Consider the following 22,434-nt stretch of genomic DNA (forward strand, 5'->3'; position numbering starts at 1 on the left):
TTTATGGTTCATCTATATGAATTCTAAAAGGTTTAATCCATTAGGTCTTAGGGGATAAGCAAGAACTATAAACTAAATGATTTTATAAAAAATTAATTGTATTATTTAAAATTTATATATTAAAGGAAAGTCAATTAGGTAAAAAAGTATTTCTTAGATTCAGAGAAGGCATCATCGTTTTACTATGAGTCTTACTTTGATTTAACACGAAGAGGTTTAATAAATTTAATGAATATGAAAATCTTTATATAGTAATAAAATAGAAATATGTAGAACAAATAAAAATGAAATGAGAGAAAAAATTTTTATTTACGTTATATAAAGTGTAAGAGCTTTTATGAAAATAATGGATTGGAGAAATTTCAATGAGGTGTACCGAAAAAAATTATATCAGTAGGCTGAAAAAGAGGAAAGAAGATGCACTAGAATTTATAGTGGATAAATATCTGGCATTAGTTAAATCCACAGTATATAAAGTACTTTCACCACTTAATAAGGATGGAATTATTGAGGAGTGCATAAATGATGTGTTTCTTTCAGTATGGAATAATTCACATAAATTTACAGGTGAAGAAGTTGATTTCAAGAAATGGATATTTAAGATAGCAAGATTTAAGGCTATTGATTATTACAGGAAAGAAGTTAAGAATCTGAATGTAAGCATAGAGGATAAGGAAATAAGCACAAATGAATTAGTGGAAGAAGAAATTATTAAGCTAGAAGAAAGAAATGAATTGATAAATTTAATTAACACTCTTGAGCCTATGGATAGGGACATATTTATTATGAAGTTCTTTCTAGGGGAAAAGTCTGAGGATATTGCTAGAAAATTTGGACTTACCAGAGCTGCATTAGACAATAGAATTTATAGGGGTAAGAAAAAACTTAGGCTAAATTTGGAGGTAGTGTAATATGAAAGATATTTATGAAATTCTAAATGATATAGAAATAGATGAAGATGAAATGGAAATGATAGAAGCGACTGATATTGAAAAAGCAAAGGTAAAAAAGTATTTAAAGAAGTCTATAAATAAAAATAAGTCATATAGAAATAAGGGAATAGCTGCAGCAGTTTTATGTTGTTTGTTAATTGGAGGTGCAGGAACTTTAGGAGTGGCTTATCCATCTTATGCAGCAGTAATTCCCATAGTTGGAGATATATTTAGGTTTATAGATAATGGTAGAACAGGTGCATATGATAAATATAAGGAATATGCAGATGTGGTGGGAGTTACGCAAGAAAGTAATGGTATTAAAGTCACAATAAAAGAAGCAATATTTGATGGGAAAAATTTGACTTATACCTATGAAATAATAAGTGATAAAGATTTAGGCGATAATCCGTTTTTCAATATGAATGGACCAAGGATTGCTATAAAATATTATAGTGGTGGATCAACGGGTAATTCTGAAGTAAAAAAAGTCTCTAAGAATACTTATGTAGGTCAAGAAACTATTACTATTAATGAAGAAAGAAAGGACATAAACTTTGAATTAAATTTTACAGATATAGGCGATATGAGCTCTGAAAATTCTAAAGAAATAAGTGGAAATTGGAAGTTTAAAATTAATTTAAAAGCATTAGATAATGTTAAACAAATGGTAAATAAGACAACTGAAAAAAATGGAGTTCAATTAAATATAGAAAGTATTTCTAAAACGTCAGCAACATTTACGTTAAATTATTCTCAAGAAATTTCAAAGGATTTACAGGAGAAATACTTTATTGTAGATATTCCAATAGAAGAACTAAAAGATGATTTAGGAAATGTTTATAAAGCAACGAGTGTTTCAACAAATGAAGGTAGTGAAGGAAGATATGCTGGAAAATCCATGTCAAGTTTTGGGGAGTTAAATCCAAATGCAACTAAATTAATAATAACTCCAAAAGTACATTTATCAAATAATGTACATCAAGAATCAGGTAATGAAGAGGGAAAAGCAGTTGATACAAGTCCTACTATAGATGAGAATCATCCTAAGAATAATGAATTTGCATTAGATGATATAGTAATTGAACTAAAAAAATAATACACTTTTTCTTATCAGAAATAGTTTAACTGAGATATAAGTGGATTTAAAGGTGGTAAAAATAAATTAATAGTAGAGTACAATATGTACTCAAAAAAAGTTCATCATTGCTGTATGGTGAACTTTTTTATCCTTCATAAAATTATAGCACGGTCAAATCCATGGATATTGTATCCTTCGTAAGTGTAGATTATATATTTTAAATGGTAGAATCAATGCTATATTTTCTCAAATTTAATTGGACGCCTTAACTTTCCTAGAGAGATTAGCTCAGTATTCTTTTTATAGTTATCCCAAAGGCTTGCTCTTGTAATATTAGGATTATCGTAAGTTTTAAAGAAGTATTCACAAGTATTTGTATTAACAAAGGCAGTGTATTTTGTATAATCATAAGTATCTCTATTTGTTATTACTATCCCTTTTGGAATAGAAACACTTTCCATAATATGAAAGCATGTATTTATTGCTTCTAAACTGTCACTAGGCGCTTTAATATGTGTTTTTTGATATGCTGTTCTTACAAATCGTTCTGGAGATGTGTAGCCTCCAGGTAATTGCATAGTTCCTCCTGCCTGACCAAATGGCCTTAAATGAATGTTTCCCCAGCATGTATCACTAGTCTGAGTTGGAGATACATTCATGTAATTTCGTAAATTAGTCATGTGCCACTGAAGATCAGGACTATTTGCCATAACTCCAATTGAATTTTTGTATAAAGTTAGACCTTTTTCTGTTTGTTCAATGACGACACATTCTCCGCATTTATCTGTAGCAATCCAATGTAAAGGCGCGACTGTTTGCGTTACAGGATCTTCAAGACCTACAATATCTATCTCCATTAATATTTCTTTAAGATCTTTTACTGATTCACATCTTCCTAAAATATAATGAAGAAAATCTAAGGAAGAAACAGCTTCCCTGGTAATGGAATCATTATGATTTTTGTATTTAGCATAACCTGCAAAATATAATGCTGCAGCTGCAAATCCTTTTTCATTTACTCCATCAAAAAAACCAAGCATTCCACCTGCTTCTTGTCCAATTCCTATAAAGCTATAGTGATCGCAAATTTTATTCATGCTAAGAGCATTATTCCAGAGATAATGTTTGGGTACGACATAAAGTTCTGGCTCAATATCATAAGAAAAATCCATAGTTCTTCCAAAAAAATTTTCCATCTTTTTAGATTGTAGTGTTATTGCTGTGCACATGTTAGTCCTCATCCTCCTTATACTTTATTAACTTAGCACTTGAAATTTATCACTAATGTTAACTTATATTTAATCAATCTAAACCATAAGCTACATGATGCTTAGAACCTTCAACGATATTTTCATAGTTTTTGGAATCAAAATATTTATGGTTTTGGTAAGTTACCACATAAATCTAGTCTTAAAGTTTGATATCTATATAAAAGGTCTATAATTTATAGATATACTTACACATGGCATAAAGTTCCACTTATTAATGTTAAACTATGAATGGTTTAGATTTAATATCTTATATTTTGAGGAAGGATAAAAAGTATATAAAATTACAATAAACTTTGTAATGCATTGATTCTAGATAAATACAAATAAAGTAAATACAATATTAATATATAGATTAAGGTGCAAGAAGAAATATATGATATTTTGAATTTATATAATTTTAAATTACTATTTTGAATAAAAATTATGTTCCTATCGGATACTATCATTATAACTAATGATTATCTAAAAATAGGAGGAACAATATGAAGAAAAATTTTAAAAGGATTACAATTTTAACGCTGCTGATAGTCAGCATTTTCTCATTTGCAGTGAACAACAATGCAATAGCTCAGGTACCGTCGGATAAGGATAATGGAGTACATCTAATTTTAGACTCAGTTAATTATAATAGTGTTTTACCAAAGCACTTCCGAAAAACTACTGATTTAGCAGTTGTAAAGGACAATAAAGATTTAGATCTTAAAGGGTTAGATAAGCTGAATATTTCTGGCAGTCAACAATTTTCAGGGAATAATATAGATCTTTTAACAAAGGCAATTGATACTTCTCTGCCTATGACAGTAATAGATTTAAGACAGGAATGTCATGGATTCATAAATGGGTTCTCAGTTAGCTGGGCAGATGCAAAGAATAATGCTAATGTGGGACTTACAAGAGATCAAGTTATAGCTAAAGAAAAAGAGGATTTAAAAAGTATCAAATTAAATGAACCTATAACTTTTTATAACAACTCTAAACAAACTATGGATGTTAAAACAGTTCAAAGCGAAGAAGAACTTACTAAATCAAAAAATTTAGGATATGAAAGAGTAACAGTTAGAGATGGTGGAATACCTAATGATGATATGGTTGATTATTTTATGGAATTTATAAAAAATAAACCAAAAGATTCTTGGCTTCACTTTCATTGCAAAGAGGGTATAGGAAGAACATCTACTTTCATGATAATGTACGACATGATTAATAATTATAAAGATGTCAATGCTGATGGCATAATTAAAAGACAATTGGCATTAGCAAATTTTGAGGATACTACATTGAAGTCTTTTTATAATAATGAAAGAATGGGATTCTTAAATAAATTTTATGATTATTGCAAAGCTAACGGAGACTCATTTGATACTAAATGGAGTGAGTGGAATAGTAAAGCTTCGAGTATAGATGAAACAGATAAATCTAATGCTATTCAGGTATCAAATGTAAATTCTGTTTATATGAAAAATAATATAATTCCTAAATCTTTATATGCGATTTCTTTAGATTCGATGACACCTGGTGAAAGAACAATGATAACTAGCCTTCAGGGGCTAGTTAATAATCATTGTTCTTTTCAAATATATACACTTAATTCTTCTCAGCCTGATTATAAAATATGGTTGGAAGATTTAAAAAGTAATCATAATGTACCTTATGAAATGATATCAGATCCTTGGGAGCTAATAAAAATATATAAAGACTATATAAAAGGGTACGTGCTTTATAATGGTGAAACTAAAGATCCTTCAATAAATAATGCTTGTTCCTTAGCAGGCCTTAAAAACGCTATAGTTATTGATGAAAAGCTGGAACCTAAAATAAAGGAACTTGGTATAGAAAGTAAAGGAGATTGCAGAAATACAGATGAAAATTGGGCCTATGATAATTTGTGGAATAAAGGACTAAATCATTCCATGGTAATGGAGCTTTCTCCTGATAGAATTGATGCATTAAGGGACTATGCTATAATGACTAAATCTTTAATATTTTACGAAGGAAGTGTAGATAAAACATCTCTTAGAGATAAAATATTTTCTTCTGTGGATAATAACGCTACCTGTTTAGGCTGGGGGCCAGATGAGTTTATTAATGTAAGTACAGCTTCAAAACATGGTGTAAGCATGGTTGCAGCAGATTGGTCCTATAATTTAACTACATTAAGTGCTTTCAAAGAACCTCATATTAATAAAAACTCTTCATTAAAAGTTCCTAAAGAAGAAAATGTTCACTATGTTACTTTTATAATGTCAGATGGAGATAATCAGCAGTGGAATCTTGGAACTAATTATGGTTCGCCTAAGTGGTTTGGTTATGAAAATAGAGACAAACTTTCTTTAGGTTGGTCTATGACTCCAGCGTTATATTATTTAAGTCCTACTGTGTTTGATTTATATTATAAAAGCGTAAGCAATGAAAATACAAGGAATAATTTTATCGTGGCTCCATCAGGAAATGGATACATATATCCAAGCAAATTCCCACGTAATAAATTAAGTTCATATGTTGACTCATTAAATAGTTATATGAAAAGAGTAAATGAAAATTACGTATCAATAATAGATGATTCCGCCTTTCATGATGTTGAGCTATGGAATGAGTTTACTAAAAAATCAAATATCAAAGGTTTATTTTATCTTGATTATCATAGACACGATAATTATAAAGGAGAAATTTTATGGTCTAATAATAAACCATTAGTGTCTTGCAGAGATCTACTTTGGAATTCACTTGAAGACGAAGAAGAGTTAGTAAAAAAGATAAATGATAGAGTTAGTTTAGGACAAACAAATGTCCATAATCCAGAAGCATACACATTTGTTTATGTTCATGTATGGACAAAAGAGACAAGTAATGTAGAGAAAGTTACAAACATGCTAAAAGAAAACAAAAGCGTAAGAGTAGTACCTCCAGAAACTTTTATGGAGATTATAAGTAAGAACATTAAACATTAGTGTTAGTGTACAAAGCTAAACGTATTATCCAACTTTGGTAATTAATATTTTAATTATTTAGTGAGGAGTTAAGAAAATAGAAATAAATAATAAAAAGATAGGATAAACCAAAAAGAGGAATGCTAAAAAGGGCAAGACTAGGCAGTAATCTTAGTGATAATAAAATGAAATATCAAAACTCTAAAGTGATATAGGTTTTAAGTGCATTCCTCAATTTGAGCACTGGCTTAGATATTTTCAATTAATTAATAATATAAGAAAACAAATTATTACTAATTTGTTTAGTAAAATTAGACATTATCTATTGACAAATAAAATAGAAAGATATAATATTAAATTAAGCTAAACGTTTCACTTAGGGAGGTGGTTATAATAAGTGCGACAATTAAAGATGTAGCTCGAAAAACAGGCTTATCAATAGCAACTATATCTAAATACATAAATGGTGGAAATGTTTTAGATAAAAATAGAGAAATAATTCAAGCTGCCATTGAAGAATTAAATTTTACGGTTAATGAAATGGCAAGAGGATTAAAGACTAATAAAACTAGAACAGTAGGGATCGCTCTACCAGATTTAAATAATCTGTTTTTTACATCAATTGTTTCAAAAATAGAAGATGTTCTTTTGAAAGACGGTTACGGAACTATAATATGTGACTATAAGCAAGATTATGACTTAGAAAAGAAGAAATTAGAATTCTTAGTTAATAAGTCAGTAGATGCAATAGTTTTAGTACCATCAGGGAAAGAAGTAAACGAGTTACGTGATATATTAGAAAGTGGAATACCTGTAATACTTATTGATAGACTTTTAAAAGATATAGAATGTGATGTGGTACTTGGGGATAATTTAAATTCATCATATAATGCAGTAGAAACTTTATTTACCAAGGGACATAAAAGAGTAGGTGTAATTGTAGGCCCTCAAGAAATGTATACCGCTGAGCAAAGATTAAAAGGTTATTATAGAGTACATGAAGATTATTCATTTAAAATCGATTCGAATTTAATAAAATATGGAGATTACAGGATGGATAGTGGATATGCTCTTTTCAAGGAATTGTTGAGCATGGATGATCCGCCAACTGCCGTTTATGTAACTAATTATGAAATGACATTAGGTGCAGTAATGGCAATAAATGAGATGGGGATTAATATACCGGATGATTTATCGATAATAGGTTTCGATAATATGGAATTAATAAGGGTATTGAATCCGCCATTGTCAGTAGTAGTTCAACCTATGGAAAAGATAGGTGAAACGACAGCAAAATTATTGCTTAAAAGAATGAGTGGGGATAATAGCAATTTCCCATCAATAAATAGATTGAAATCAGATTTAATTGTTACTAAATCTATTGGAAAAGCTAAGTGAAAATACGTGTGTAAGAAATTACACATGATTTTTAAATAAAAAACAAAACGTTTCGCTATAGTTGAAAGTTAATAGGCGAAACAATTAGGAGGAGCTAATATGTTAAAAGGAATTTCGAAAATATTATCACCAGAGCTTTTGAAAATTTTAATGGAAATGGGTCATACAGATGAAATTGTGATTTCTGACGGAAATTTTCCGGCTGGAACATATTCTCAAAGGTTAGTTAGATTAGATGGACACAATGTTCCAGAAGTTCTGGAGGCTATATTAAAATTATTCCCTCTTGATACTTATGTTGAAAAACCAGTGGCATTGATGGAAGTTGTAAAAGGTGATCCTATAGTTCCTACAATTTGGGAGGAATATAGAAAAATAGTTAAGAATGGTCATGATGATTTTACAGATTTTGAATATATGGATAAATGGGATTTTTATGAAAGATCTAAAAAAGCATATGCGGTTGTAGTTACCGGCGAATCAGCATTATATGCAAATATTTTAATTAAAAAAGGCGTTGTAACTGAGTAAAGTTAATAGAATTAGAAATATTAATCTATAAAGAGGTGAAACGATGGAAAAGTTGTTATTAGGAATAGATATTGGAACATCAGCTTGTAAAGTTGCAATATTTGATTTAGATGGACATGTAGTATCACAATCTAATAAGGCATACTCAGTGTATTATCCAGAAAAGGATTTTGTAGAACAAGATGCTGAAGAATGGTGGAATGCTGTGTGTGATGCAACAAAGGAATGCATTGAACAGAGTCATATTAATCCAGAACAAATAAAAGGTATTGGAATAGATGGACAAGGTTGGGCTGCACTCCCTGTGGATGTTGAAGGTAAACCTCTTCATAATGCAATGATCTGGATGGATAGAAGATCTACAAAACAATGTGAGGAAGTTATAAAAAAAATAGGAGAAGACAAAATATTCGAAGTGAGTGGTAATTCATTTGATGCCACATACACAACTCCTAAGATTTTATGGCTTAAAGAAAACAAACCTGATGTGTTCATTAAAACTTATAAATTCCTTCAAAGCAATAGTTACATAGCATTCAAATTAACAGGTGCTATGACACAAGATTTATCCCAAGGATATGGACTTCATTGCTTTGATATGAAAACGGGAAAATATGATGCTAAACTATGCGAAGAATTAGGAATACCTATGGAAAAGTTACCAGACATAGTTCCTTGTGATCAAGTTGTTGGAACTGTAAACGATATTGCAGCAAAGCAAACTGGGTTAGCAATTGGAACACCGGTAGTAGCTGGTGGATTAGATGCAGCTTGCGGAACATTAGGAGCTGGAGTTATTGAGTTTGGACAAACGCAGGAGCAAGGTGGACAAGCTGGTGGCATGAGTATTTGTTTAGATAAGCCAATTGGCCATAAAAAATTGATATTAGGATTTCATGTAATTCCGAATGCATGGCTACTCCAAGGAGGAACAGTTGGTGGGGGAAGTCTTAAGTGGTTTAGAAATGAATTTGGAGAATACGAAAAGCATATGGAAGAACAAACTGGAGAAAATTCATTTGATGCACTAGTAAATAAAGCAAAGGGTGTCAATATTGGAGCAGATGGAGTGATATATTTACCATATATGGCAGGTGAGAGATCACCTATATGGGATAAACATGCTAAAGGAGTGTTCTATGGTCTAGGATATGATAAGACAAAGGGACACATAGTACGATCTATATTAGAAGGAACAGCTTATTCATTAGAGCATAATTTACAAACTGCAAAAGAGGTAAATGTTGATGTTGAGGAACTGATTGCTATCGGTGGAGCTGCTAATAGTTTAACTTGGACTCAAATAAAAAGTGATGTAACAGGAAAACGAATTAAAGTTCCAACTTCAGATACAGCGACTACCTTAGGAGCAGCAATATTAGCTGGAGTTGGTACTGGTCTTTATAAGGATTATAGGGAAGCAGTTCAAAGAACTATAAAAATTACTAGAGTGCATGAACCTAATATGGAGGCTCATGAAATATATAAGAGATATTATCCTATATATTTAGAAATATATGAAAATTTGAAAGACACATTCAAAAAAGGCGAGGTGTAGAAATGAAAGCATTAGTTATAACTGGCATTTCAAAGGTAGAATTGCAAGATTTAGAAATACCTAAATATAAGGATGACGAAGTATTGATAAAAGTTAAGTACTGTGGAATTTGCGGATCTGATCTTCCAAGAGCTTTAGATGGAGGCGTACATTCATTTCCTATAGTGGTAGGGCACGAATTCTCTGGACAGATAGTTGAAGTAGGAGAGAAAGTAAAGAACGTTAAGGTTGGCGATAGGGTTACAGCAGGAGCATTACTACCATGTGGAAAATGTGAAGCTTGTCAGCAAGGCAGGCCTGCAATGTGCAGTAATTATGGATTTATAGGCTCTAGGCAAAATGGAGCTATGGCAGAGTATGTAGCAGTTAAATCTCAAAATGTAGTTAAATTACCAGATGAAGTTGATTATAAAGAAGGAGCTATGATTGAGCCATTAACAGTAGCACTACATGGTATTCAAAGAATTAATATTAAAGCAGGAGCAACAGCTTTAGTCTTCGGTGCAGGAACTATAGGTCTTTTAGCACTTCAGTGTTTGAAGGCAGTAGGTGCAGGCAAAGTTTATATGGTAGATGTTGTTGACAAAAAATTAGAATTGGCAAAAAAATTAGGTGCGGATGATGTAATAAATTCAATGAAGGTGGATTTAAATGAGTATTTAACTGAACATGGTAAGCCAGAAGTAGTAGTTGAAAATTCAGGATCACCTATAGCTCAAGCCCAATGTTTAGAGATAGTAAAAAAATGTGGTTCAGTTGTATATATAGGAACTGCAACTAGAGATTTAACTCTTAAACCAGAGACTTTTGAAAAGATATTAAGAGGAGAATTAAATATAACAGGTTCATGGATGTCTTATAGTGCACCTTATCCAGGATATGAATGGACTACAGCAGTTGAATATATTAAAGAAAAGAAAATAGATTTAAAATCAATGATTACAAATGTATATAAATTAGAAGATGGGTTAGCACCATTTGAAATAATGAGAGACAGAGAAGCTTGCGCCACAAAAGTATTGTTTGAGATTTAAAAGTTAATTATATAAGAATAGACAAGCTTAATCAATAGCTGATTAATAGCTATTTTAAGATAAATCATATTAGAAGAATTTATAAAAAATAAACTATAAGAAATAAATTAAAGAGGAGAGATAAATATGAATTTTACACCTATAGACCCAAATAAAGTGCCACAAAGAACATTATATACAGGGGCTAAAATGCCTGGAATAGGAATGGGAACATTCGGTTCAGATCGTTTTTCAGCTGAAGATATTGCAAATGCAGTAAAAGGAGCAGCTAAATTAGGATTTAGGCTTTTTGATGGAGCTAGTGTTTATGGAAATGAAGATTTAATTGGTGAAGTTTATAAGGAAATATTAGCAAGTGGAATCAAAAGAGAAGAATTATTTATAACATCAAAAGTTTGGAATGATCAACATGATAATGTTATAGAATCTTGCAAGAAAACATTAAAAGATCTTCAATTAGATTACTTAGATTGTTATTTTGTACATTGGCCATTCCCTAACTTCCATGCTAAAGGAGTATCAGTAGATTCTCGTGATCCAAATGCAAAACCATATATACATGAAGATTTCATGAAGACATGGAGACAAATGGAACAATTAGTTGAAATGGGACTAGTAAAACATATAGGAACATCTAGTGTAACAATTCCTAAATTAAAATTAATATTAAGAGATGCTAAGATTAAGCCAGCTGTTAATGAAATGGAATTGCACCCATGTTTCCAACAACCAGAATTATATAAATTCTGTAAAGATAATGGTATAGAAGTAATTGGATTCTGCCCAATTGGATCACCAACTCGTCCAGATAGAGATAAAACTGATAGTGATATTGCAGATATTGAAGAACCTACAGTAGTTAAAATCGCAAAAGCGCACAATGTTCACCCAGCAGTAATTTGTGTTAAATGGGGAGTTCAACATGGACATACACCAATTCCATTCTCAATTCACGAAAATGAATACTATAGCAATCTTTTAAGTGCAATTGAAGATCCTTTAACTGATGAAGAAATGAAAGAGCTTGAAGAGGCAGATAAGAATTGTCGTCTAATTAAAGGACAAGTATTCTTATGGGAAGGTGCTAAAAGTTGGGAAGACCTATGGGATCTTGATGGGACAATAACAACTCTTTAAGAATTTATAATGATATATCAGGCACTTATGTTTTTAAGCTGATAGAAATTTACCCATGAGTATATGCTATAAAAATTTCACTAGATCTATGCAAATTATATAAAGTGAAACTAAAATGACCAGCAAAACATAATTGAAAAAAGTATATAGCAAACAGAGGTGAACATTTTGCAAATTTTAAAAACTATAAAAAGAGTGCCTGGTGGATTAATGATGGTTCCATTAATATTAGCTGCTGTAATAAACACTTTTATACCGGATGTAATGAAAATAGGATCGTTTACAACCGCTTTATTTTCAGCGCAAGGATCTGCTACGATAATAGGAATATGTTTATTTTGCTTAGGAACAAATTTTAAAATTAGAGATATTAAAGAGTGCTTTAAAAGAGGAGCTGTATTGCTGGCTGCAAAAGTTTTATCTGGAGCCATTATTGGAATTACATTAAATGCATATTTCGGATTTGATGGTATTCTAGGCATATCTACAATTGCAATTGTTGGAGCTGCTACTAATAGCAATAATAATTTGTATTTAACTCTAGTAAGTGAGTATGGTGATGAAAAAGATTTAGCCGCTCAGAATATACTAAATTTTAATACAGGAGCTTTTTTTACCCTTATAATTTTAGGGATAGGTGGCAAGGCTAATATATCGATAATTAGTTTTATTAGTGTAATGGGACCATTTTTAGTTGGAATGTTAATTGGAAATATAGATGAAGAGACAGGGGCGTTTTTTAAACCAGGAATAACTATGATAATTCCTTTAATGGGCTTTTGTATAGGCGCTTCTATAAACTTACAAAACGTTGTAAAAGCTGGACTAGGTGGAGTTTTACTTGGACTAATTGTTCTTATAGGAACAGGAATACCTTTGGTGGTGATTGATAAGGTTATAAATAAAAGACCAGGATATGCAGGGGCTGCGCTATCTAGTGTTGCAGGTAATGCTATAGCAACGCCTTCGGCATTAGCGTTACTAGATAATAGATTTCAGATTTATGTTGAATCTGCAACTACTCAAATCGCTGCTGCAGTAATAATTACTATAATATTAACTCCGCTATTTACAATGTATGTAAATAAAAACTGGAGGTGAAAATTTCTATAATATTATGTAATTACATATTGTAAATGATACCATAATGTGATATCATTATATAAAATAACGGTTAGATGTTAATTGAATAAAAAAAGCTAAACGTTTAGCGAGAAAAAATAATAGGAAGTGGTGAAGTATAAAATGGATGAATTATTAAGAATGGAAAATATAGAAAAATCATTTCCAGGAGTTAAAGCTTTATCAGGAGTTAATTTGTTATTAAAAAAAGGAGAACTTAATGCTTTAGTTGGAGAAAATGGAGCAGGAAAGTCAACATTAATGAAAATATTAGCAGGGGTTCATCAAAAAGATGCTGGAAAGGTATTTATAGAAGGCCAGGAAATACAAGAACTAAATCCTGATATATCCTTAAAACTGGGTGTAAGTATAGTGTACCAAGAATTTAATCTATTTAAGGATTTAACTGTCGCGGAAAATTTATTTATTAAACGTGAAAAAATGAACAAAAGCTTGAAATTTATAATTGATGATAAAAGTCAAAAAGAAAGAGCTATAGAATTGCTAGATAGTTTAAACCTTAAAATCAACCCTGATGAAAAGGTTTCAAATTTAAGTGTGGCTGAGCAACAAATGGTGGAAATAGCAAAATCGCTACTAGTAAATTGTAAGATTTTAGTCATGGATGAGCCAACAGCTGCCTTAACAGAAAGCGAGACAGAAAACTTATTTAGAGTAATAGAAGAACTTAAAGAAAAAGGTGTAGGAATTATATATATATCACATAGATTAGAGGAACTAGAAAGAATATGTGATACGGTAACAATATTGAGAGATGGAAATTTTATAAAGACATGTGCTTACAAAGACATAACGATGAAAGACATGATAGCATCAATGGTTGGACGGGATATGAGCAACAAATTTCCCACAGCAAAATATGAGGCATCTGATAAAAAAGAAGTTATCTTAGAAATTAAAAAAGTTAAACAAGGAAAGAAGCTTGATATAGAAAATGTAAACTTATACAAAAATGAAATTTTAGGTTTCTATGGCTTAATGGGATCTGGAAGAACAGAGTTAGCCAGAATTTTATTTGGAGCGGATAAAGCTGAGGTTGTAGAATTTAAAATAGAAGGAAAAGATATAAAGGTAAGATCAACACATGATGCTATGAGTCAAGGAATAGCATACCTAACAGAAGATAGAAAAAAAGATGGACTAGCTTTAGGTCAATCGGTAGAATATAATATCAATTTATCTAATCTAGAGAAAATCAGTAAATTTAAAGTTGTAAATGATAAAAAAGCTAGAGAAAATGCTGAATCTTATATAAAAGGTCTTAGAATAAAAACACCAAGTATGAATCAATTAGCTAAAAATTTAAGTGGTGGTAATCAACAAAAAATAATAATAGGAAAATGGCTAAGTAGAAACCCTAAAATATTAATATTTGATGAGCCAACTAGAGGAATAGATGTCGGTGCAAAATACGAAGTATATGAATTGATGCAAAGGCTTGTAGAAGGCGGAATAGGTGTAATAATGATATCATCAGAACTACCAGAAATTATTGGGGTTAGCGATAGAGTTATTATTTTCAGAGAAGGAAGTGTTGCAGGAGAGTTAGAGAAAAAAGATTATTCAGAAGAAAATATACTTTCTTATGCAATAAGTTAAAGTTTTGGAGGTATGGAGATGGAAAAAGTAGTTGTAAATTCAAAAGAAAAAACTGTAGATTTAAAATATTTAATAAAAAATTCAGGGATTCTTATCGGACTCTTATTAATGGGAATAGTATTCACAATATTAAGTGAAAATTTTTTAACTGTTAATAATTTACTTACAATAGCATTGCAGACATCGGTAATAGGTGTTTTAGCAATAGCAGAAACATATGCGATTATAACTTCGGGAATAGATTTGTCTGTTGGATCAGTGTTGGCGGTTTCAGGTGTTGTTTCAGGTAAACTTATGGTTTATGGAGTTCCAGTACCGATTTCTATACTAGCAGGTCTTGCTGTAGGAACTCTATGTGGTTTATTGACAGGATTAGCAATAACAAAGCTTGAAATTGCACCATTTATAGCAACCCTAGGAATGATGAGTATTGCAAGAGGTGCAGCATATATTATCACAGGTGCGCTACCTGTATCAGGATTACCAGAAAGCTTTTATGTAATTGGTGGAGGTAAAGTGCTAGGAATACCAGTAGCAGTACTTATTATGTTTGCTCTTGCATTTATATTCGGATTTATTTTAAGAAAAACTACTTTTGGAAGATATGTATATTGTTTAGGAAGTAATGAAGATGCAGCACAACTTTCAGGAATTAATGTTGATAGAACTAAAATTGGCGTTTATATGATTTCAGGGCTATTAGCAGCTGCAGCAGGAATAATATTAGCATCTAGATTAGTATCAGCTCAAGCTACTGCTGGACTTAGCTATGAAATGGATGGAATATCAGCAGCAATAGTTGGTGGATGTAGTCCTTTAGGTGGTGTAGGTAAAATAAGAGAAACAATAATTGGAGCTTTTGTAATAGGAGTTTTAAGAAATGGCCTAAATCTATTAAGTGTTAGTGCATTCTGGCAACAAGTAGCAATCGGTCTTGTAATTATATTTGCAGTTGCATTAGATACTTATAGAAGAAAGAAAACAGCTAAAATAATGTAAGAGAAGTAAACGATATTATTAAAATTTTATTATATAACTGATGCAATAATGAAACAAAAAATGATATGAATAAGTATTTACTAAAGCATTATTATATCAAGATAAATAAAATTTTATAAATATAAAAATACTAAACACTATATTTTAAATAATTGAACAAATCAAGAAGGATGAAGGGAGAATTATTATGAAATTAAGAACTAAAAAATTAGCTTTAATTCTTGCATTAGCAATGGTTTCAAGTGTTGCTGTAATGGGGTGCGGAAGAGGTACATCATCAAATCAAGCAAGTAATGGTGGTAGTAGTAATGGGGGAAATAAGAAAATAACAGTAGTAGTTAAGACTGTAGAATCACCATATTGGCAAACGGTTAAAAAAGGAGCAGAAGAGGCAGCTAAAAAATATGGAGCTAGCATAGATTTTGTGGGAGCACCAGGTGGAGAATCTGATATTAATGGACAAGTTACTCTCGTTGAAAATGCAGTAAGCCAAAAACCAGATGGTGTTGTATTGGCAGCTTCAGATTCAAAGGCAGTAGCGCCAGCAGCACAAAAATTAATAGATGCTAAAATTCCATTAGCTTTAATAGATTCAGCTTGTGATGTTAAAGATTATTTATCATATGCAACAACAGATAACGAACAAGCTTCTTATCAAGTTGGTAAAAAACTTGGAGAATTAACTGGAGGAAAAGGAAAAGTTGCAATAGTAAGTTTTAGTCCAGGAGCCGGATCAGCAATAGCAAGAGAAAAAGGATTTAAAAAAGCTATTGGCGAATTCTCAGGTATGGAAATTGTTCAAACAGTATATTGCGATAGTGATAAGGCTAAAGCATTGACACTTACTCAAGATATAATAACAGCACATCCAGATATAACAGCAATATATGGAGCTAATGAACAATCACTAGTTGGTGTTGCAAGAGGAGTTAAAGAAACAAATTCAAAAGCTATTGTAGTTGGATTTGATTCATCAGATGATGTTATTCCTTTACTACAAGATAAGACTATAAAAGCTACAGCTGTTCAAAAACCATATACAATGGGATATGATGCAGTAGAAAATATTATGAAAAGCTTAAATGGAGAAAAAATTGAAAAAAATGTTGATACAGGTTGTGTTATTGTAACACCAGAAAACTTTAATGATGATGAATCACAAAAAGTTTTATATCCATTAAAGTAGTATTGAATCGATAAATAAAATATATTTTAAAGGTCATTGTAGCGAAATTAAGAAAAATATTTTGAAATCTAGTTTAGTGAAATACAAAAAAGATATTTAAAATAGTCTGTGAGTAACTCATGATAATAAAGATATAAACGCAAAGTTTTATCAAACTTCAAGTGCTCACAGACTATAAATTTACTATTCGCATCTAAATCAAATATGAAATTTAAATTTATAAGAATAACCTTGCATTAAAACTGTTTTTTAGGAAATCACAGATAAATTATAATGTTATTACCGATAACAATTTTAACAGATTGTGAGGAGCGTTGATTCAAATGTATAAGATATTTAAAGCAAAATTAGAGAATTACCCTATTAAAAGAAAAATAGGGATAGGATTCTCATTGATTATTGCACTAACAATTCTTTGCGTCATCACAACATTGATAAGTTTAAGAAGTGTAGCAAATAAAACTAACACTTTATATAATGGACCATATAATGTTACTAACATGATATGGGATATGAGAAATGACTTTATGATAATGGATAAAAATATGTATGAGGCTATGTTAGAAACAGATCCGCAAAAGATAAAAGATAATGTGGCAAATGCGAATGATGAAGCTGAAAAAATTGAAGAAAAAGTAGAGAGTCTCAGAAATTTGTTTTCTGAGCAAAAGAAGTTAATCGATTCATTTGAAGTATATATGAGTGCCTCACAAGCATATAGGGATAAGATAAGTGAAGCTCTTCTAGAAAAAAACAATAATCAGGCAATAAGCATGATGAAAGGTACATACAAACAAAATATTGATGGTGCTTTAGATTGCTTAACTAATATTTCAAAGATTTCAGAGGAAACAGCAAGCGAATTTGTTAGTCAAACGAACCAATATAAAAATGTGGTTTTCATAATAGATATATTAATGATAATATTCATACTTGGAACAGCAATTTTAGTAGCTAAAATAATGCAAGAAATTATAATTAAAGGTATATATCATGTTATGAAGATATCCGCGGATATATCTCAAGGAAATCTCAAAGATGATGATACTTTTGTGTCAGAAGATGAACTTGGAATTATGGTTAAAAACTTAAATGAAACTGTGAAAACACTAAAATCATATATAATAGATTTATCTTCGATCTTAGAAAATATATCAGATGGAAAATTAGATATTGATATTGAAATGGAATATAAGGGTGATTTTATACCAATGAGAGATTCATTAGAAAAAATTATTTATAAGTTAAATGATATTTTTAACAATATCAATACTGCTGTCAATTTGGTTGCAAGTACTTCTATGAGCATTGCATTAACGACTCAAACTCTTTCAGAAGGGTCTATAGAACAAGCCAATGTTATAGAAAAATTAGCTTTTAGCTTTAATGAAATATTAGATAAAGCAAGAAAAAATGAACAAAATGCAGAGCAAGCAAATAATTTTTCTAGTACGACTAAAGAGATAGTGGCTGAAGGTAGTAAGAGAATGAATACACTAATGAGGTCAATGGAAGAAGTGAATAAATCATCTAGAGAAATAGCTAATATAATAAATACTATTGAGGATATTTCAAAACAAACAAATCTTCTTGCATTAAATGCCGCGATAGAAGCCGCAAGAGCAGGTGAAGCAGGTAAAGGTTTTGCGGTTGTTGCAAATGAAGTTAAGATATTAGCAGAAAAATCTTCAGAAGCAGTTAAAAATACAACTCAAATAATTGGAAAATCCATAAAGGCGGTAGATGAAGAAACTAGTTTAGCGCAAGAAACCGTTGAATCATTACAAAATATAGTCACCAATATTGAACAAACAACCAATTTAGTTAAAGAAATTTCAATATCTTCTGAGAATCAAACCTTAGAAATAAGTGAGATTACTAGTGGGTTAGACAGAATATCTACTGTAGTTCAGATGAATTCAAATACATCTCAAAAAGTTGCAGCAGAAATCCAAGAGTTAGCATCTCAATCACAACTATTAAAAGAGCAATTGGATAGATTTAGTTTAAAGAATTAGAAATAGAAAGATGTTTTTAATAATCATAATTTTATTGCAAGAAAGATGAATTTATACATAAAAAATACATTTTCAATATTTATGAAAGATATTAAATTAGACTTGAAGGCAGTAAGTTTTTGATATATAATGAAAAAAACATATAATTTACCATTAAAGCTAAACGTTTCGCTTTGAAGAAGTGTAATAAGAAAAAACGCTTAGAAACTTAAAGCTCATTATGTAATTCTTAAATGTAAATTAGAAATATTAATATAAAAAATTGTACATATTCAAATTAAGAGGAGGAGTAAAAATGATATTATCAACTAGAGAAATGTTAAAAAAAGCACAAAAGGATGGGTATGCAGTACCTGCTTTTAATATTCATAATTTAGAGACACTACAAGTTGTAGTAGAAACAGCACACGAAATGAGATCTCCTGTAATTATAGCTGGAACACCTTCAACAATTACAGATTATGCAGGGCCAGATTATATAAAAGCTATGGCAGAAGTTGCAGCAGGGAAATATGACATTCCAATAGCTATTCATTTAGACCATTTTGAAGATGTCAATGAAATTAAAAAAGACATAGATATTGGCTTTAGATCATGTATGATTGATGCTTCAAAACATGAATTTGAAGAAAATATTGCTATTGTAAAAGAGGTAGTAGACTATGCTCATAAATTTGATACAACTGTTGAAGCTGAACTAGGAAAATTAGGCGGAAGAGAAGATGATTTAGTCGTAGATGAGAAAGATACTATGTATACAAATCCTGATGATGCAGCGAAGTTTGTAGAGAGAACTGGAGTAGATTCTTTGGCTGTTGCAATAGGAACAGCACATGGATTATACAAAGGAGAAGCAAAACTTGATTTTGAAAGGTTAAAGGAAATCAGAAATAAAGTAAGTGTTCCACTAGTACTTCATGGAGCATCTGATGTACCGGACGAGCTTGTTAAAAAAGCTATTTCACTTGGAATATGCAAAGTAAATGTTGCTACAGACTTAAAGATTCCATTTTCAAGTGCTGTGAAAGAGTTTTTTGAGGTACACCCAGAGGAAAGTGATCCAAGAAAATATATGACTCCAGGCAAAGAAGCTATGAAAAAGATAGTGAAGCATAAGATTGAAGTTTGTGGTAGCGCAAATAGATATTAATTTCTGTTTTATAAGAAATAGAAAATTAATACAAGATGGAGGAGAAAAAAGATGATATTAGTTATAAACCTTAATGCCTCTGTAGATAAGAGATATGAAATAGATGATATAAAAAAAGGACAAGTAATGAGGGCAAGGTATGTAGAAAATACACCAGGAGGAAAGGGCTTACATGTAGCTAATGTAGCAACTATCTTAAAAGAAGATTGTATAGCAACAGGTTTACTTGGAGGTAAATCTGGTGAATTTATAGAAGAAAGTCTTAAGAAATATGGAATAAAACAAGATTTTGTAAAAATAAGTGGAGAAACGAGATCTTGTTTAGCATTTATTACTGATGATAATGTTCAGACAGAAATACTCGAACCAGGACCAGAAGTAAGTGAAATTGAACAACAAAATTTCTTAGATAAATATATAGACTTGATTGAGAAAGCTAGTGTTGTTGTAGCCTCTGGAAGTGTTCCTAAAAATGTGCCTAAGATTTTCTATAGGAAATTAGTGGAGATGGCCAATTCTCAAGGCAAGAAATTTTTATTAGATACAAGTGGTGAGCTTTTAAGAGAAGGTATTGAAGGCAAACCATACTTTATTAAACCTAATAAGGATGAAATAGAAGCACTAACAGGAAGAAGCATTAGGTCTGTAGAAGATGCTATAAGAGAAATAAAGGAATTCCAATCTAAAGGAATATCACTTGTAGCTATATCTTTAGGAAAAGACGGTTCAATAGCTGGATTTGAAGGAAAGTATTATAAAGTAAATGTGCCAAAGATTGAGACTGTAAACCCTGTAGGTTCAGGCGACTCTTATGTTGCAGGAATAGCAGTAGCACTGCAAAGAAAATATGATATCAAAGATACTTTGAAATTTGCTTCAGCTTGCGGAACAGCAAATGCTATGGAAAAAGAAACAGGATTTGTAAGTGAATCTATAGTAAACGAACTTTTTAATAAGGTAACAGTTGAAGAAATTTAGATAAGTCCTACGTATGATATCCCCCTTAAGTTAATATATATATGTGAGAGTTAGGGAGACTTAAGAACCTAACTCTCATAATTTTTATTAAATATATATATTGCAAAAATAATTCTTCATCATAATTCTAAAAATATTGTAAGAATTTTAGCTGTAATTGTGAATTGCAACATATATATATCATAAATTTAATATCTATGAAAGGATGATTTATATGATTTACTCGATAGAAAATTCAAAAATAAAAATCACAGCAAGTACCCATGGTGCAGAGTTACATTCGATAACAGGACAAAAAGAAGGTACAGAATATCTTTGGAACGGAGATGCGAAGTATTGGAAATATCACGCACCACATTTGTTTCCTATAGTTGGAAAGGTGGTGGATTCTAAATTTAAAGTTGATGGAATTCAATATGAAATGCCCGCACATGGACTTGCTAGAATATCTGAATTTACCTTATTAATAGAAAGTAATAATTCACTAACTTTTGGATTAAATTACTCAGAGGACACATTAAAGATATATCCTTATAGGTTTTCTTTATTTGTAACATATACATTAGAAGAAAATTCTATTATAGTCACATATAAAGTAATAAATTTAGATGATAGGGATATAGTATTCTCAATTGGCGCTCATCCAGCATTTATGTGTCCTATAGAGAAAGGTGAAGAATTAGAGGAGTGTTATCTACAATTCAATAAAAAAGAGACAAGTTCTATTATTGAGATAACTAAGGATACATATCTTTCTCGTAAAAGGACAGAATGTCTTAGAGATACTCATACATTACCACTTTCTAGAGAACTCTTTAAAGATGGAGTATTAGTATTTGATGATCTAAAATCTGATAAGATATCATTGAAATCAAAAAATCATGATAAGTCTTTAAGTATAGAATTTAAAGGATTTCCAGACTTAGGTATTTGGGCACCTGAAACTGGTGCACCATTTCTATGTATAGAACCATGGTTTGGGCATGCTGATTATGAAGATTTTGCAGGTGAATTTAGTGATAAAGAGGGTACGATATCCCTATCAACTGATAAGGTATTTGAGTGTAGTTATAAGATATCTATTGAGGAATAGCATAAATTTAAGTCAATTCCTATAGAGATAATATTTAAGGCAATAAACATCGATAAAATGATCTGACCCCAAAAAGTTAGACAAATTTAACTAAGCTATCATGAAGGATTGAATTCTGTATTGAACAGGACTCAGTCCTTTTAGTTTGTTCTTAATTCTTCTATTATTATAGTAACCAATATATTCTTCAAGTTCTGCCTTAAAGTGTTCTAAAGAGTCAAACTGTTGAAAATAGAATAACTCCGACTTTAACAATCCAAAGAAATTTTCCATCACAGAGTTATCATAACATTTTCCTTTACGAGACATACTTTGAACTATTCCTCTCTTTTTTAACATTGTTTGATAGAGTTTCATTTTATATTGCCAACCTTGATCCGAATGAAACACAAGTTTACT

At 30.7% G+C, this 22,434-nt stretch carries 18 protein-coding genes; 16 read left to right on the top strand and 2 right to left on the bottom strand.

From position 1 onward, the window contains the following. The first annotated feature begins 365 nt into the window (after positions 1-365). Entirely contained in the window at positions 366-911 is a 546-nt protein-coding gene (locus L1S46_RS19475) for a sigma-70 family RNA polymerase sigma factor (RefSeq protein WP_238860081.1), read from the top strand. Position 912: 1 nt separating this feature from the next. Beyond that, on the top strand, positions 913-2,031 hold the full coding sequence (locus L1S46_RS19480; RefSeq protein WP_238860083.1) for a DUF4179 domain-containing protein: 1,119 nt from the start codon (positions 913-915) through the stop codon (positions 2,029-2,031). A 218-nt stretch (positions 2,032-2,249) separates the two neighbouring features. On the opposite strand, the gene L1S46_RS19485 is transcribed toward L1S46_RS19480, so the two are convergent. Then, on the bottom strand, positions 2,250-3,242 hold the full coding sequence (locus L1S46_RS19485) for a choloylglycine hydrolase family protein (RefSeq protein WP_238860085.1): 993 nt from the start codon (positions 3,240-3,242) through the stop codon (positions 2,250-2,252). A gap of 524 nt (positions 3,243-3,766) precedes the next feature. Here L1S46_RS19485 and L1S46_RS19490 point away from each other — a divergent pair. The 14 genes from L1S46_RS19490 (at position 3,767) to L1S46_RS19555 (ending at position 22,035) form a co-directional block, all read left to right on the top strand. Continuing rightward, positions 3,767-6,232 carry a GxGYxYP domain-containing protein gene (locus L1S46_RS19490; RefSeq protein WP_238900783.1) on the top strand — a complete coding sequence of 822 codons (2,466 nt, stop codon included), beginning with the start codon at positions 3,767-3,769 and terminating at the stop codon, positions 6,230-6,232. Positions 6,233-6,595: 363 nt separating this feature from the next. Continuing rightward, positions 6,596-7,609, top strand: coding sequence for a LacI family DNA-binding transcriptional regulator (locus L1S46_RS19495; RefSeq protein WP_238900784.1), 1,014 nt, complete (start codon positions 6,596-6,598; stop codon positions 7,607-7,609). A 99-nt stretch (positions 7,610-7,708) separates the two neighbouring features. After that, entirely contained in the window at positions 7,709-8,140 is a 432-nt protein-coding gene (gene fucU, locus L1S46_RS19500; protein WP_017210276.1) for an L-fucose mutarotase, read from the top strand. A 43-nt stretch (positions 8,141-8,183) separates the two neighbouring features. Further along, positions 8,184-9,698 carry an FGGY-family carbohydrate kinase gene (locus L1S46_RS19505; RefSeq protein ID WP_238860092.1) on the top strand — a complete coding sequence of 505 codons (1,515 nt, stop codon included), beginning with the start codon at positions 8,184-8,186 and terminating at the stop codon, positions 9,696-9,698. Positions 9,699-9,700: 2 nt separating this feature from the next. Next, positions 9,701-10,732 (top strand): galactitol-1-phosphate 5-dehydrogenase, encoded by a 1,032-nt coding sequence (locus L1S46_RS19510; protein ID WP_077843140.1) that lies wholly within the window; start codon positions 9,701-9,703, stop codon positions 10,730-10,732. A 126-nt stretch (positions 10,733-10,858) separates the two neighbouring features. Then, positions 10,859-11,869 (top strand): aldo/keto reductase, encoded by a 1,011-nt coding sequence (locus tag L1S46_RS19515; protein ID WP_238860094.1) that lies wholly within the window; start codon positions 10,859-10,861, stop codon positions 11,867-11,869. Between the two features lie 159 nt (positions 11,870-12,028). Further along, positions 12,029-12,970: a 2-keto-3-deoxygluconate permease gene (locus tag L1S46_RS19520; protein WP_238860096.1), complete on the top strand. Its 942-nt coding sequence runs from the start codon at positions 12,029-12,031 to the stop codon at positions 12,968-12,970. A 144-nt stretch (positions 12,971-13,114) separates the two neighbouring features. Beyond that, on the top strand, positions 13,115-14,611 hold the full coding sequence (locus tag L1S46_RS19525) for a sugar ABC transporter ATP-binding protein (RefSeq protein ID WP_077831101.1): 1,497 nt from the start codon (positions 13,115-13,117) through the stop codon (positions 14,609-14,611). Positions 14,612-14,629: 18 nt separating this feature from the next. Further along, positions 14,630-15,610, top strand: coding sequence for an ABC transporter permease (locus tag L1S46_RS19530; protein ID WP_017210282.1), 981 nt, complete (start codon positions 14,630-14,632; stop codon positions 15,608-15,610). Between the two features lie 187 nt (positions 15,611-15,797). Beyond that, positions 15,798-16,796: an ABC transporter substrate-binding protein gene (locus L1S46_RS19535; RefSeq protein WP_077831100.1), complete on the top strand. Its 999-nt coding sequence runs from the start codon at positions 15,798-15,800 to the stop codon at positions 16,794-16,796. Positions 16,797-17,119: 323 nt separating this feature from the next. Further along, a complete protein-coding gene (locus L1S46_RS19540; RefSeq protein WP_077831099.1) occupies positions 17,120-18,814 on the top strand; it encodes a methyl-accepting chemotaxis protein in 1,695 nt (564 codons plus the stop codon). Positions 18,815-19,109: 295 nt separating this feature from the next. Then, positions 19,110-19,964: a tagatose bisphosphate family class II aldolase gene (locus tag L1S46_RS19545; protein WP_026885631.1), complete on the top strand. Its 855-nt coding sequence runs from the start codon at positions 19,110-19,112 to the stop codon at positions 19,962-19,964. Positions 19,965-20,015: 51 nt separating this feature from the next. After that, positions 20,016-20,942 (top strand): 1-phosphofructokinase family hexose kinase, encoded by a 927-nt coding sequence (locus L1S46_RS19550; protein WP_238860098.1) that lies wholly within the window; start codon positions 20,016-20,018, stop codon positions 20,940-20,942. Between the two features lie 214 nt (positions 20,943-21,156). Then, positions 21,157-22,035 (top strand): aldose 1-epimerase family protein, encoded by an 879-nt coding sequence (locus tag L1S46_RS19555; RefSeq protein ID WP_238860100.1) that lies wholly within the window; start codon positions 21,157-21,159, stop codon positions 22,033-22,035. Positions 22,036-22,125: 90 nt separating this feature from the next. Here the strand turns inward: L1S46_RS19555 and L1S46_RS19560 are convergent. Further along, on the bottom strand, positions 22,126-22,434 hold a 309-nt coding region (locus tag L1S46_RS19560), incomplete at its 5' end, for an IS3 family transposase (RefSeq protein ID WP_238860101.1).

The organism is Clostridium sp. YIM B02500 (genome assembly GCF_022324665.1).
GTDB classification, from domain to species: Bacteria; Bacillota; Clostridia; order Clostridiales; family Clostridiaceae; genus Clostridium; species Clostridium beijerinckii.